This is a genomic window from Dissulfuribacter thermophilus, assembly GCF_001687335.1.
Taxonomy (GTDB): Bacteria; Desulfobacterota; Dissulfuribacteria; order Dissulfuribacterales; family Dissulfuribacteraceae; genus Dissulfuribacter; species Dissulfuribacter thermophilus.
The window spans coordinates 1-14712 of record NZ_MAGO01000013.1; the positions used below are offsets into that span (position 1 = coordinate 1).

General features: G+C 37.7%; 13 protein-coding genes. 12 read left to right on the forward strand and 1 reads right to left on the reverse strand.

Translation table 11 applies throughout. The annotated features are described in order from the left end of the window. On the forward strand, positions 1-1019 hold a 1019-nt coding region (locus tag DBT_RS10390; protein ID WP_067620214.1), incomplete at its 5' end, for a sigma-54 interaction domain-containing protein. A gap of 593 nt (positions 1020-1612) precedes the next feature. Then, positions 1613-2374, forward strand: coding sequence for a Tll0287-like domain-containing protein (locus DBT_RS10395; protein WP_067620217.1), 762 nt, complete (start codon positions 1613-1615; stop codon positions 2372-2374). Positions 2375-2504: 130 nt separating this feature from the next. Here DBT_RS10395 and DBT_RS10400 read toward each other — a convergent pair whose 3' ends face one another. Beyond that, positions 2505-3404, reverse strand: a complete 900-nt coding sequence (locus DBT_RS10400) for a LysR family transcriptional regulator (protein ID WP_067620221.1) — start codon at positions 3402-3404, stop codon at positions 2505-2507. 186 nt (positions 3405-3590) lie between these two features. On the opposite strand from DBT_RS10400, the gene DBT_RS10405 reads away from it, so the two are divergent. The 10 genes from DBT_RS10405 to DBT_RS10450 all read left to right on the forward strand — a co-directional run bounded on the left by DBT_RS10405 (position 3591) and on the right by DBT_RS10450 (position 14265). After that, the gene (locus tag DBT_RS10405) at positions 3591-4607 is read left to right on the forward strand and encodes a sulfurtransferase (protein WP_067620224.1); all 1017 of its coding nucleotides are present in this window, start codon (positions 3591-3593) and stop codon (positions 4605-4607) included. A 577-nt stretch (positions 4608-5184) separates the two neighbouring features. Next, positions 5185-5973, forward strand: a complete 789-nt coding sequence (locus tag DBT_RS10410; protein WP_067620227.1) for a TorF family putative porin — start codon at positions 5185-5187, stop codon at positions 5971-5973. 777 nt (positions 5974-6750) lie between these two features. Then, positions 6751-7029 (forward strand): hypothetical protein, encoded by a 279-nt coding sequence (locus DBT_RS10420; protein ID WP_161939965.1) that lies wholly within the window; start codon positions 6751-6753, stop codon positions 7027-7029. Between the two features lie 172 nt (positions 7030-7201). Beyond that, the gene (locus DBT_RS12145; protein WP_153304066.1) at positions 7202-7354 is read left to right on the forward strand and encodes a hypothetical protein; all 153 of its coding nucleotides are present in this window, start codon (positions 7202-7204) and stop codon (positions 7352-7354) included. A 15-nt stretch (positions 7355-7369) separates the two neighbouring features. Then, a complete protein-coding gene (locus tag DBT_RS10425; protein WP_067620236.1) occupies positions 7370-8845 on the forward strand; it encodes a putative sulfate exporter family transporter in 1476 nt (491 codons plus the stop codon). A 1-nt stretch (position 8846) separates the two neighbouring features. Continuing rightward, on the forward strand, positions 8847-9092 hold the full coding sequence (locus DBT_RS10430) for a DUF5395 family protein (RefSeq protein ID WP_067620239.1): 246 nt from the start codon (positions 8847-8849) through the stop codon (positions 9090-9092). A 571-nt stretch (positions 9093-9663) separates the two neighbouring features. Beyond that, positions 9664-10038, forward strand: a complete 375-nt coding sequence (locus tag DBT_RS10435; RefSeq protein WP_067620242.1) for a YidH family protein — start codon at positions 9664-9666, stop codon at positions 10036-10038. 407 nt (positions 10039-10445) lie between these two features. Beyond that, complete coding sequence (locus DBT_RS10440; RefSeq protein ID WP_067620245.1) at positions 10446-11714, forward strand: HlyD family type I secretion periplasmic adaptor subunit; 1269 nt, start codon at positions 10446-10448, stop codon at positions 11712-11714. 28 nt (positions 11715-11742) lie between these two features. Then, the gene (locus DBT_RS10445) at positions 11743-13071 is read left to right on the forward strand and encodes a TolC family protein (protein ID WP_067620249.1); all 1329 of its coding nucleotides are present in this window, start codon (positions 11743-11745) and stop codon (positions 13069-13071) included. Positions 13072-13098: 27 nt separating this feature from the next. Next, positions 13099-14265 carry a TDT family transporter gene (locus DBT_RS10450; protein WP_067620252.1) on the forward strand — a complete coding sequence of 389 codons (1167 nt, stop codon included), beginning with the start codon at positions 13099-13101 and terminating at the stop codon, positions 14263-14265. Positions 14266-14712: the final 447 nt, after the last annotated feature.

The following is a 14712-nucleotide window of genomic DNA, read 5'->3' on the forward strand; positions in this document are numbered from 1 at the left end:
CCCAAAGATATTTCAATTACCGCGAACTCGAACTTGAGAACGTACGCCTGAGGGAAACCATAAAAGAACAGGCCCAGTTCGATAATTTTATTGGCAAAAGTTCTGCCATGAAGGCGGTTTTTGATCTGATAAATACAGTGGCCCCAACAGATGTCCCAGTGCTTATTCGCGGTGAGAGTGGAACCGGTAAAGAGCTGGTAGCCAATGCGCTTCACAACCTGAGTGAGAGGAAGGATAAGCCATTTATAAAGATAAATTGTGCAGCCATCCCTGAAAATCTTCTTGAATCAGAGCTATTTGGTCATGAAAAGGGGGCCTTTACAGGAGCAGTGCAGGCCCGTAAAGGAAAATTTGAGGCTGCGGATGGTGGGACGATCTTCTTTGATGAAATTGGAGACATGCCACTTAGCCTGCAGGCAAAGCTTTTGAGGGTGTTAGAAGACCAGGAAATAACTAGGCTTGGAGGATATAAGAGCATAAAGGTAGACGTCAGGACGATATTCGCTACTGCCAAGGACCTGAAAGAGGCTATCAAAGAGGGGACTTTTAGGGAGGATTTGTTTTACAGGATAAATGTAGTGCCAATACACCTGCCTCCTCTAAGAGAGAGGGGTGAAGACATAACCGCTCTGATCGAACATTTTTTAAAGATATTTTCTCAGAAATACGGTAAGCAGGGGCTAGACATTTCTCCTGATGCATATAAGAGCCTTCTGGCCTACGATTATCCTGGAAACGTGAGGGAACTCAAGAATGCCATAGAGAGGGCGGTATTATTATCCACTGGAAGTCATATTCACGTAACCCATCTTCCCTCTGTATTTAGAAAGATGGCCGAGGACCTTCCCTGCATATCTGAAGATCTTCCATTGGAAGAGGGGGTAAAATGTTATGAAAGGCAGAGGATCCTCAAGGCCCTGGAGCAGACCAAAGGGAAAAAGATAGAGGCAGCTGCAAAGCTGGGAATAAGTCGTAAGGTCCTATGGAAAAAATTAAAAGAACTCAATATTGATATTTAGTAACAGCGCTGGAAGAAGATATAAACCTAAAATTTCATGACGAAATAAAATCCTCTAGCCTTCCTCCTTAACCATCGCCAAGGGGTGTGGTTACGCTCCCCATCTTTGGGTGAGTTAGAAGGTGCTCTCTCGGCCCTGCATAGGATGAGAGAGGTATTTTCACGGTAAATTATGCGCTTTAAATGCCTGAGAAAAGGATTTTTAAGGCGCTGCTCAATACGAGCGTTTATATCTCAGACATTTGAAGTCACAACGGGCTCGCAAGTTTACCGAATGGGCTTGTATTGTCGGGTACTTGAGCTACCTAAGTAAGTCTCTATGTACCATCCGCCTTGCATCTTCGACAAAGCTTTCGACCTGCATACTTTGGGATAAAAAGTCCTTTTATGTTCAGCTAGATTTCGCTAATAGCGTATCTTTTTTTATTAACTTCTCCCTAGTACTACCCCACTTATATATTAAAATCTTTTGGTTAAAAAAGAAAAAATTTTTCTTGTAATTTTTAAAAAAAGAAATATAACTTCATCATCTTAAAAATAAGATGTTTCTAAGACTAATCTCTTTGGGCCTTAATTTACAATAGGGAGGATGAAATGTTTTTAAGACTCTTGTTCATTATGGCTTTGCTCTGTTCAAATTTTTCTTTGGCCTTTGCTGAACAAAACGTTCAAAATACCGAAGGTGGTCTTCCTGAGTACTGTTTTGTAAAGAAGGTTTCTAAAAATGAAGCTCCTCTATTGGCTGAACTTTTAGTCAAGGCCACACTTACAGGCCGAAGGATTGTCTTTAAAAGTTTGGGTAAGATCAATAATCCAGAGCTTGGGGATAAAGGTTTTACCCCTGAATACTTCGAGAAGGAATTGCGAAAAAGTCTTTCTGCATTTGAGGCAAAATTGACCCAGGCACAGAAGGAAATATGGGAAGATTATATCGATGCCTCCAAAGAGGCGATATCTATCAATCAAGATAGAATCAATCTGAAGGGAGTAAAGTTTAAGTATTTTTTACCAGCTACGTGGGCTAGGCAGACAGCGTCTATCTTTCAGGCAAAAACAGGGATAATCATCAAGCAGGTAGCCTTAAAATACAGGCATCCATGTAACCGTCCAGATCCTTTTGAAATAAAGGCCTTATCGAAAATGAAAAAAAATGGGCTTAGTGAGTTTTCTGCTTGGTCTTCTTTGGGTTCTCAACTAGTTTATCGTTACATGGTTGCCATCAAAACAAAGGCCTTTTGTATGAAATGTCATGGTGGGCCCAAGGCTACAACAGATATTTTAGGTTTTAAAAAAGAAGGATACCAAATAGGCGAATTGCGTGGGGCAGTTAGTGTGGTAATTCCAGTAACAGCTTAGAATGTAGATAAAAACGGGGGCCGGAGTATTTCAATTTTGAGGTCACAAAACAAATAGCAATCTTTATCTCCGGCCTCTCAAGGGTGTACCTTTATTGAATTGAAAATCAAAAAATCTATGCAATTTTTAATTAACTGCTTCCAGATTTCCACTGTTCACAAAAGCTTAAGAATTCGTTCAATAGGGCTGTTCTGTTTTTTTTGCGATGCAGGACTATAAGTAACTTGCGTTGTAGCTTTAGAAAGGGGACTGGCAGACGAACTAACCATCCTTCCTCGATCTCTCTCCCAACGCTCAATGAGGAAAGGCATCCGATTCCTAGTCCAGACTCCACAGCCTTTTTTATGGCCTCGGTGTGTCCTAGTCTCATGAGAACATTAAACTGTCTTATTTGTTTGGTGATTTCTGACTCAAATATCTCTTCAGTACCTGAACCCTGTTCGCGTACTATCCATTTGGCCTCTTCCAAATCCCGCTTGGTAAGCTCGCTTTTCTTGCACAGTGGGTCACGAGGACCTGCGATCACCACTAGTTCGTCATCGAGCCATGGAATGGTTTCTATTTCTTTATGATGGGAATAGCCCTCTATGAAACCAATGTCATAGTCACCTGAAAGGATGCCCTTCTCAACCTGCTCTGTGTTGCCCACCTGAAGGGTAGGCACAATATTAGGATACTTATTAACAAAGGCTCCCAGTAAATATGGCAATAGGTAGTTGCCAATGGTAGTGCTTGCAGACACCTTTAGTTCTCCGGCTATGGAACCGCCTGTTTCTGTTAGCAATGTTTCGACGTTCTTGACCTGCCGAAGTATCTCAGTAGCATGGGGTAATAGGAGTCTTCCCCTGTCATTTAGGACTAATCGTCGACCAAGCCGGTCAAAAAGTGGCGTTCCAAACTGATGTTCCAGTTCTGATATTGCCATACTAATTGCTGATTGGGTGAGAAAGAGTCTCTTACTGGCCTTAGTAACATGTTGAGTCTGTGCTACTGCCAAGAAGATTTCCAACTGTCTTAGGGTAATTGCCATAATTTAAACTCCATTATCAAATGAATTGAATGAAAAAATAGAAATTATAAATTGGACTTTTTGATCTGTGCAACATATTTTGTTTTTAGAGACTAAAAAAATAAGATTACTTATTTTAGTACCCCGGGGGAGACAAGACAACACTAAAGGCATGACATATAAATACAATGAATAGAGGTGAAGAAAATGGCTACAATTAATAAGATTCTGTTTGTTTGTCTCCTGTCAATTATTTTGACGTGTAGTCGATCTGTTGCACAGAATCTTAATGTTGACAGTAAAATATTGTCAACAGCTCAAGTGGAGAATGCCATTAAAAAAGGCATAGTTACTGTTATTGATGCTCGAAATATTTCAGAAGAAGATTACTTGGACGAGCATCTTCCTGGTGCAATAAGATTGAACAACCATATGCTCACTCGGGTGGAGGGAAATGTCCCTGGGATGCTTCTTCCAGATCGAGAACTGGAAAAGGTCATTGCTAACGCAGGCCTGTCAGAGGATTCAAATGTGGTGGTTTATTCAGCAGGAGAGACTCCTAAGGACTGGGTAGATGCCGCACGTGTTATAGCAATACTTAACTATTCAGGTATTAAGAATACATTTTATATGGACGGAGGATTGGCCAAGTGGGATGCTGAGGAACGGCCGCTTGAAGAAGGTGCTGTTAGAGTGAACAGGACTAATTTCAAGATTCATCGTTTGGAAGATCAGCCGATATTCTGTGATTTGATCAAAGTAAAAGAAATTCTTGATGGAAAGGAGAGCGCCTATTTTATAGATGCTCGCAATCTGGATTACTTTAAAGGAAAAGATGCTGATCCCCGTCTTGTAAGGCATGGTCATATACCTGGTGCTATATTAATTCCTGTTTCGCTATTTGCTAAAAATGAAGGGGATTACTATACACTTAAACCTATGTCAGAGATTAAAGAGATTCTCAGGTCACATGGGCTCAGTCTTGATGATGGACGTCCGTGGATCAGTTACTGCAATACCGGACACCTGGCCTCTGGAATTTGGTTTGTTGCCAATTACTATCTTCGTAAGGGATCGGTGTGGATTTATGATGGCTCCATGGCTCAGTATGCTAGGACTAAATTAGCCGTTCTAAAGGATAGTGCCTGGAGCGGTCATCAAAGATTGGCAAAGTGTAATATAGAGTTACACGATAAAAAGATAGGAGTATTGAGTAGATATTAAAGTGCCTGAGGCTAGTCGCTGTATTCGAGTGGAGTAGCATTGTACATAATGCTAAATTAAGCAGTTCATGTAAAGCTCTCCGAATTTTTAGACACAATTTTCGACAAATATTATTGATAGTATCAAAAGGTAGTTGTCTGTAACCCACTTCAAAGGGCTGTCAAGGGCAAGCCCTCAGGGTGCGTCCTTGGCGCATCCTTGACAGCCCTTTTACATATATATTGAACCTGAGGGTGCTGACGGCGAAGGGATGCCGACGTTTTTCACCCCCTGCAAAGGGACTGTAGATGAGTATGAGGAAGAGAATTTAAGTAGATCCTATTCCAAAGGCAAAAAAAGATAGTAGTTGCCATTAGGCAGACTCCAAGGATTCGTTAAATAGAGGACCGAAAGACTTTTACCTGATCCGGTAGTAAATGCCTTAAAAATAAGAAGTGGCGAAATAGGAGAAAGGGCTATCTAGATAAATGTGCCAAACAATAATTTAATAAAGAAAGGAGGTGATATAGGTGGAGAGATAGGGGAGAAGATTAAAAAAAGAATAAAGAAATTAAAAACATGTAAAGGAGGATAATTCATGAAAAACTGCAAAAGTATTAATATATTAGTCTTATGCATAATGATGTGTGCAACTGTCTTTACACCGAGATTTGTAAGGGCTGAAGAGGCAAAACCTAGTGTAGATGCCTCTCTTACCCTAACAAGCCAATATATATGGAGAGGCTATGAACGCTCAAAAGACAGTCTTGTGGTACAACCCTATTTTGGATTGAACTACAAGGGCTTTGGGGCAAGTATATGGCAAAATATAGACACTAATCCCTATGATACAACCCTTGAGAATCTGAATGAAACAGACTTTAAACTATCATATGATACTGAAATTAATGGTGTTTCTGTTGGTGCAGGGTGGATTTGGTATGCACTTCCCGGCACTGACGATAGCCATGAAGTGTACGTAACCGCTGGGTTAAATATGTTCTTAAACCCAAGACTTACTATTTACAGGGAAGTTGCCCACGCACCCAGCACATATATTACACTTGGCATCTCCCATTCTTTTGCATTGCCATGGAGAAATGCCAGCCTGGATATGGGGTTGCAGGGAAGCTATCTCATCTCAAGTGACAATGGCGTTTATGCAGACCCCAATGATCCTAGGGATGAGTACAATAATTTCCATGATGGTCTTGCATCCATATCACTAAATATTCCTGTGGCAAAATATATATCGGTTTCCCCAGAACTTTACTGGTCTTTTCCTCTCAGTAGTGATGCTGCAGATGATATGCAAGCACACAATGCAGATCACGCAGGAAAGGACAATTTTGTTTATGGGGGCATAACAGTAAATCTCTCTTTTTAAGCTAGGGATATTCAACTTAATTCTTTGGGCGCCTGAGGCGCCCAAAGATACATTTTTGTAAACTAAAAATAAGTCAGCTTTTAAAAATTCCTCTCCAACTAACTCGAATCCTACCAATTTTAAATTTATTTCCTTAAGAGTCTCACTATCATACCAGCAATGACTTTTAGATTGTTTGACAATGAGTCCCAAAGACCGGAGGGAGTCGTTATTTAAAAAGTGTCTTATATTGTTCCTAGTATGTTCCTATTTCGGAACAAAAAAAGGTAAAAACGTTCCTATTTGGTAACATAAAAAAATCCACAGCTCCGATTTTTTTGAATAACACTTTTTGTTTATTCTCTTATAAAGGGGAGGATGAACTCCTATTTTTTTTGTCGTTTCTGTAAATGCATAAAATCACAAGTAGTTATTTATGAAATTCGAGTTCTTTTTTGCTCAAAAGTCCTGTTCCCTAATTTGTAATTAGTCTTTCTCATTAGATTGAATCTTTGGGCACATGTTTTGCACTCGTCTTTATCAAAAATATTGATTATAAAATTCAAAAAAATTTTAAATTGAGCTGTGGAGGTGTTTATGATGAGTGGAAAATTAGGGCACAAATTGAGACAGATTTTGTAGTTAATCATCTAAAATATTTAATGATAAAAGTAAGTTATAGGTTAAATCTTCTGTTCCTTAAAAATGAAGACAAACCTAATGCTGTTTTTTAGTTATATGGTCAAATTAATTACGTCCTTCTTTATATCTTTTAGGCAGCTGCTGGACGAGGTTAGGGTGGGAGGGTTGTTTGTTGATGGTGCGAGATTTCGTTTTTTAAAGGCCATATTAGAAGATGAGCAGCTACTTAGGACATATAACGACCCAATACTATTTTACAAAGATGTCTTAATTACAAATCCTCGGCGTCACAAGGGGAGGCACTACCTTCAGCTGGTGGACTGGCCTCTGTTAGGGGGCGGTACTTATTCAGAGATAATGGCCAACATGGCTTTTTATTCGCTGGTTCTTACTCATCCCATTAGGACTAGTTTTAAAAAAATGATTAGGAGGTGAACTATGGAAGAGATCTAAAAAGAAAAAAGGGTTTGGCGAAAACACCATCACAAGAGGTGAATAAAATAAAAAAAAGGAGGTAACTCATGGAATACCTGTAAAAAAATGGAATTGATGATTTGGTAAAGATCTATCGTACCAATAGGTAGACGAAAAAATAAGGAGGTGAACTATGGAAAAGCTGAATAAGGAAATGACAGAAGGTATGGAAGAAACTCAACCTTGGGATCCTATTGAGGGAAAGTTGGTAAAATATTCTGTGATTTCGGGAGTAATCTCATTGGTTGTCTTAGGCATACTGATAAACACCTTTTTATTAAAATAGAAGGGGAGTGATAGCATGACTGACAAACGCAAATGGTATGACGGTATGTTCAGTACCGAGGATTGGTGGGCCTTTTGGTTGGGGGGCTTTTTTGTAATTTTAGGGATTTTGGCCGCAGTTACCCACTTACCTTTGACAGGATGGATTGTAAAATTCAAAGGCTGGGTGGATATTTCACATGCTTTCGGCTCAGCACAAAAAGGGCTCATGGGGCCTTGGGCCAGTCTTATTGTATCCTACATAATTTTTACCGCTGTCACAGCGGCTGCAGCCGCTATTATGAAATGGAATGTTAAGGATTATATAGCGGCATGGACTATTATTTTTGTATTGACAGTTGTTGCATACATAATTGGTAAACACGCTTATATCAGTGCGCCCGCCACCAAATGGCACAAATTTGGCCTAGAAAGTGGACTTCAGCTCGGAGGAGCTTATTACATCTTTGCTTTGGTAATTGGTCTCATTATCGGAAACTTTGCTCCAAAAAGTTTTATAGATTTCATGAAGAAAGGAGCAAGGCCAGAATGGTTTATCAAGATAGCTATTGTCTGTTTGGGAGCCAAGCTTGGAGTTAAGGCCTTGGAGAGTGCCCACTTTGCAGCTCACCTTATTATCTCCGGTATTTGTGCCACGATCGCAGGCTATCTCCTTTACTGGCCCCTCGCTTATTTGCTGTTGCGTCGGGGATTTGGCTATTCACGCGAATGGTCGGCCTGTTTTGCTTCTGCAAGCTCCATCTGTGGAGTCTCGGCTGCTATCGCAACTGCCGGTGCTGTTAGAGCTAAGCCGATTATCCCAGTTCTGCTTTCCACCTTGGTAGTAGTTTACGCTACAGTTCAGCTCATTCTCTATCCCCCCATTCTCACCAAATTTTTACTTCATGAGCCTATTGTAGCAGGGTCTAGCCTAGGATTGGCAATTAAAACTGACGGTGCCGATGCGGCTTCTGGAGCTATTTTAGATGAACTTATGCGTTCTGCGGCCCAACTCAAACTAGGCGTGATCTGGGAAGAAGGGTGGATTACCCTTTCGTCCATCATGACCAAGATTTGGATAGATATGTTTATCGGTCTTTGGGCCTTTATCCTGGCTGTTATTTGGGTGGCCTACTTTGAAAAACGTAAGGCCGGGGAAAAGATTCCTAAGATTGAAATCTGGTTCCGCTTTCCAAAGTTTGTCTTGGGTTACTTCTTTGCAATGTTGATCGTAATGATTCTGGGCTTTGGAAATATTGTACCAGTTAAAGATCTCATTGCCGGTGTAAAGCCGGTTGAGGGCGCTCTTAGGCATCTTTTCTTCTTACTTACCTTTACAAGTATTGGTATTGTGACAGACTTCCGCGAACTTAGGAAAGCCGGTTTAGGTAAACTTGCTGTTGCTTATGGTCTGGTGATTTTCTGTATTGTTACCCCGTTGGCACTCCTTATTGCCTGGGTGTTCCATCACGGCATGATGCCTCCAGTAGTTAAAAACATGATAGGAGGGTAGAGTGCAAAAAAGAATAGCCGTAGCCCTTGACTTCAAGGAAGGTCTCTGGCGGGCAAGGCTAGGGAAAGAGGAAATATGTTCCAAAAGTCTGGATGGGCTTAAAAATGGTCTTGCCCACCATTTTCAAAAAACTGGACTTCGGGGCAATGTTGAAGTAACGGTGAGTTACGACTGGCAAAAATTGCCTCAATGGTTATGGCAATATCAGAGTTATTATTTTGAAAGGGTTTGGAGCTTACAAGTCTAAAAAAGATGATGGAAGTAGGGTGATTGAGGTCATCGATAAACAAAGAGATCAATCCAGTAAATGGGATTTTAAGGATCTCTTGAAGAGCTAAATAATAGTTGGAGGCGAGCCAAAGTGCCCGCCTCCAACTATTATCTGCTTAATCCCTCCTCATTTAGTTAGTTGGTCTTTTTTTAGAGTATTTTTTCAGGTCTTTTCTTCAAGGTTCAACCACACAACTTTTATAATCCAGATTTTTATTTCAGATGGAAGATTTGTCGGTTATCTTTATCCCAAATTATGCATTTTGACTACCTGCTTGCATCTTCGGCAAGGCTTTGGAGCATCATAATCTGGATTAATGGAGTCCATACTGAGAGGGATAGTCAGTCATTCTAATCCCTTTTTCAGGCGAATTTTTCCGATAAAACTGTATTTTATGTAAAAGATAGTTTTCTATACAGTAAAGGTAGATCCAAATTGGAGACTCTAACTACTTGTTATTGTCTAATTTTAAGTTATTTACAAACGAATAAAAAAGAACTATTAAAGACGATTTCAAAAAAAATAAAAAATATTATAGAGGAATCTAATGAGAGATATAAATCCAAGAGATTTGTGGGCCTTAAATAGGACTATTTTGGCACTTTGTAGAACTTCTATCTCAATGATAGTATTGGGATTTGTAATAAAAAAATTTGATTTTTTTCTTGAGGAAATTTCATCAAATTTACTGAAGATTTCATCAAAAGATATTTATCAAAGTGAGGCTTTATACCACTATATGGGTTTATCGACAACGCTGGCAGGTATTGTATTATGTATCTATACGATTTTTTATTATAAGAGGCAGCTAAAACTATTAAAAGAAGGTAAGGCACATGACGATGAATATTTGTTTTATGCTATTAGTTTATTCATCATGGTATTGGGTGTAGCGTTATTTGGAGGAATGCTTTTTCTATAAGGAGAAGATGATGGATATTAAATCATTGGGGAATAAAAATATAACTGAAGTAGTCAGGATTTTTTACATCTAACTGGTTTACTCTAAATATGACTACCAGGACTTTTTGTGTTATATTTTGACGCATACAAAAGTGAATACATTAGTTGTACCATTAGCTATTTATAAAATTAATAGCCATGATTGGTTTTACTTTTTAAGGTGTTAATACTAAATTTTGGTAAGTTTTAAAGGACATTGCTATCTGTTTTACGGATACCAGTGGTTGAAAAAGACTGTAATTTTGTATAATCTGAAGAGGATATAATGAAACAAACTAGAAAAATAAAATTAGGATAAACTAACAAAATACATTAGAGGTAGATCCATTTTTAAATATACGCACTCAAGTTATTTAAGGACAAAAAATGAAGGGAACAACAATGAAAGATCAGAATAGCACCATTCCATCTAAAGAACAGTCCAAAAAAAACAGTGATCATCATACATTAAAGTGGCTAATCTTTGTAATGCTTTTTGGTTTTATTAGTATCTATTCCTTTTTCATTAAGGATCTTACAGTGGTTGTAGCTAAAGGAAAAATCGTTTCTCAGAATTACGATAAGATTATTGAACATCCAAAAGGTGGATTTGTTGCCAAACTTTACGTTAAGGAAGGAGAATTTGTTAAAAAGGATACTCCACTTATCGTACTAGATCATACAGAAACTGATAAGCAACTGCAAACTGCCATTAATGAATATGATGAGTATTTTATAAAAAAAGTACGATATGAAGCAGAAGCTAAACTGTCAAGAACGGTAGATTTTCAAGATATAAAAAATAAATTTATGGATAAGTCGCGAGCTGATGCTTTAATAGCAAAGGAACGCAAACTTTTTGAAACAGAAAAAAAATTACTTAAGGCGAAGATTAGATCTATAAAAGATCAAAACCATGCACTAGAAGAAAAAATTCAAGGATTGCAACAAGTTGTTTTATCTGATCATCATCAATTGCAGTCTTACAAAGAAGAGTTGGCAAAATATAAAAAGCTTTATAAAAAAAATATGGTAAGTCAGTTGGTTATATTTGATCTTGAGCGAAAAATTAATAAATTTGAAGCATCAATTGCTAAAGCACAATCTCAGATTGATGAAGCTTCAAAAAAAATTCAGGCCAATAATAGTTTAATTAAATTTTATAAACTTGAGTATATTCATCGTGCACAGGAAGAAGTTAAAAAGATTGGTATCAAACTTGTCGCACTACGAAGTAAGATAGAAGCTTTGCGTCATATTAACGAATTGGCCATTCTCAAGGCGCCAGAAGATGGTATTGTAATGGATATGCGCGTCCATGCTATCGGTGAAGTGGTCGATCCTCATCAACCAATTATGACTATTGCATCAACACAATTTGTTATGGTTGAAGCTTATATTCAACCAATTGATATCGATAAAGTTCAAATCGGACAAAAAGCTTCTATTCTTTTCCCAACTTATGCTGTTCATTCACATGTACCTATAGAAGGAAAGATAGTCTACATATCACCAGACGTCTTACCTAAGAAAAACTTATATAAAATTCTTGTAGAAATCACGGGTAAAGGAATGGAAACAATCAAAAAGAACAACATGCATATTGTTCCAGGCTTACAGCCAGCAGTAGTCTATATAAATACATATAAACATTAATTTTTAGAAAATATTAAAGGGGTATTCAATGAATATTAAATTCATCATTGTATTAGTAGTTGTGTTGTTTTCTCATCCAGCTTTGGCACAACAATCGTTATTTAGTTTGAAATCTTTGTGTGAAATGGGTTCTCAAAAAAATCCTAGTATTAAGGCATTAGACTATCGTATTCTTGCAAGTAAATATCATTATAAACAAGCTACTGATAAATATAAGCCCCATATTACTTTTAGAGGAAACGTAGGATATGAACAATATGACAATAAATTTTCGTCTCAAACACTTTCATATAAAAGAGGATTGTATGAATACTTTGTTGATCTAAAACAACCAATTTATGAACCTCAAATTATAAACTCTATTACTGATGCAAAATTGAAGCTGAAACTTTCTCGATTGGAAAAAGAAGATAGAAGGGCAAAGCTAATTGTCCAGATTGCTAAAACAGCTATTGAATTGATTCGGCTAAATCAAATTAAAGTTATCACAGAAAAGAAGAAAAAAATGTATCAAAATTTGTTAGAGATTACTCAAGCAAAGTACGATATTAGATATTCCGATAAACCAACTCTATTTCAGGCAAAGGCGCAATTAAAGAAAGTGCAGAGTGATTTAGTTAATATTAATCAAATATACCGATTTACATTAAATCAATTAAAATCTCTTGTGAATACCTCAGAAATATCCGAAAAATACTTTAAAAAGTCATTTCATATTAATCCTGAAGAACTTGTAGAATACTTTAATCCTGATTTGTATAACTCGCAAAAAAAGAAAATTGATCAAAATACTCAAATTGGTATTTATAAACTTTACTTGGATATTGCAAAAAATAACATTCAAAAACAAAAAATTAAACACTATCCAACAGTTAATTTGGATCTGAGCTATGGAAATTCTCAAGAAGAAAGTGCTATTAAACGTCGAAATTCTTACACATTTATGTTCCAATTACAGTTCCCAATTTATCAAGGTGGAGAGATATCTGATCAGGTTCATAAAGCAAGATGGCTTTATGAGGCAGCAAAAGAAGACTATAAAAATGTTCGCTTAAAAAGTAATGTTTCCTTCGAAACCGATTGGAAGCAAATTATCTCAAGTATCAGTACGATTAATTCAACAATTGCTGCAGTAAAAGCTGCGAAAGTATATCTTGATACAACAATAGAATCATTCCGAAATGGAATTAAAAATTTGACAGACGTTCAGCTTGCAGAAGCAAGTTATTATAACGCCAAAGTGCAGCTAATCAATGCAGAAGCAACTATGCTTCAATCGCTTACCGATCTTTATTACTATATTGCCATGGCAAATTGTGACACAATTGGCAAATTCGAATCAAAATATCTTCAATAAGGTATGTGTTAACGTAGAGGAGTAACTATGAGTTTAAAACCTTTCGCTAACAAAGAGTTAAAGAAAATCATTCGCAACTTTACTCCTAACTGGTTTACTGTAAACATGGGAACGGGGATATCCTTTCTGACATTATTCAACATCAGAGCTGATCTATTTCCGGGGGAATTGCTATTGGGCCAAGTTATTTGGTTTGTAGATATCTTTTTCTTCGTACTATTTTCCTTCTTATTTATATATAGAATGATACTTTTCCCTGATACTATAAAACCTATGCTTCAACATCCTGTTCAATCTATGTTTTTAGGAGCCATTCCCATGGCACTGGTACCGGTTCTCGAGGGCTTCGCTATTTTTGGACCGTCGTTTTTGGGAGAACAAGCAATCAATATTGCATTATTTCTATGGTGGATTGATGTAATTCTCGCCGTTGGAGTTGGTTGGCTTTTACCTTATTTAATGTCTACTACACAAGAAAAGCATAAACTTGAAAATATGACAGCAGTATGGCTTTTGCCAATTGTAGCTTCAGAGGTTACTGCTTCAGCCGGAGGGGTACTTGCTCCATATTTTAGCGGAGAGACTGCCAAAACTATTATAATTGTCAGTTATGTTTTATGGACATTTTCTGTACCATTAGCATTTTCTATTTTAGTTATTTTGTTTTTGAGACTTGCCACACATAAACTTCCGCATAGAGCAATGGCAACTACTAGCTGGCTACCACTGGGACCACTTGGAACAGGTTCATTGGGAATGCTTCTCTTAGGTAGTGCAACTAAAGCAACATATATAGGTATTTATATTTCTCAAATTTCTGATTTCTTGGCTTCCTTCGGGTTTATTACAGGACTCTTGCTATGGGGTTATGGTTTATGGTGGTACGTTATGGCTTGGCTTTTTACTATTAAGTACTTTAATGAAGGATTACCTTTTAATATGGGGTGGTGGGGGTTTACTTTCCCAGTTGGTGTATTTACAGCTGCAACATTTCAACTTTGGAGAGTAACTGATTATACAATATTTGAAATTCTTGGACTAATTTTCTCCTTCCAGTTAATTATCTTTTGGATACTTGTTTTTACTAAAACGCTTAAAGGAATGTGGTCTGGATATCTTTTCCAAGCACCATGTTTATCTAAAGAAACTGGATTACCGAAACCTCTAGAAGATTGTAATAAGGTAAATAATTAACCCAAATTATGCAGTTCTCAAGTTTGCCGAAATGATATCTTCATTGAAGATAAAGTCTGTACCATGAAGACCGCATCAAGTTTGATGCAAGTCAGTTGCAATGGTTGGTCAGAGCGCTAAGAGGGTAGGAGCCAAGTCAACTAGATTTTCCATTTGAACTTTGGATGTTGACAATGGTGAAAGAACTGATTTTTTTGGAAGTTTGGTGCGCGTTTAAGCGAGGTATCAGTAGGTCGCATTTTAAAGCCCCTCGGTTTTAGTCCTCAGAGATCTCTTATTTGAAGCCAGATGAGTAAGTTTGGAACCATGTAAAGCGCAAAGTCAGTCGGTCATTGGCGGTATCAAAAGAGCATTTGAAGGATAGAGCAATGGGAGTCCTCAGATCGTTGCAGAAGAAGGCGGTATTGATTCGTCCATTCTTCAAACCTTCCTTATATTGTTATACAA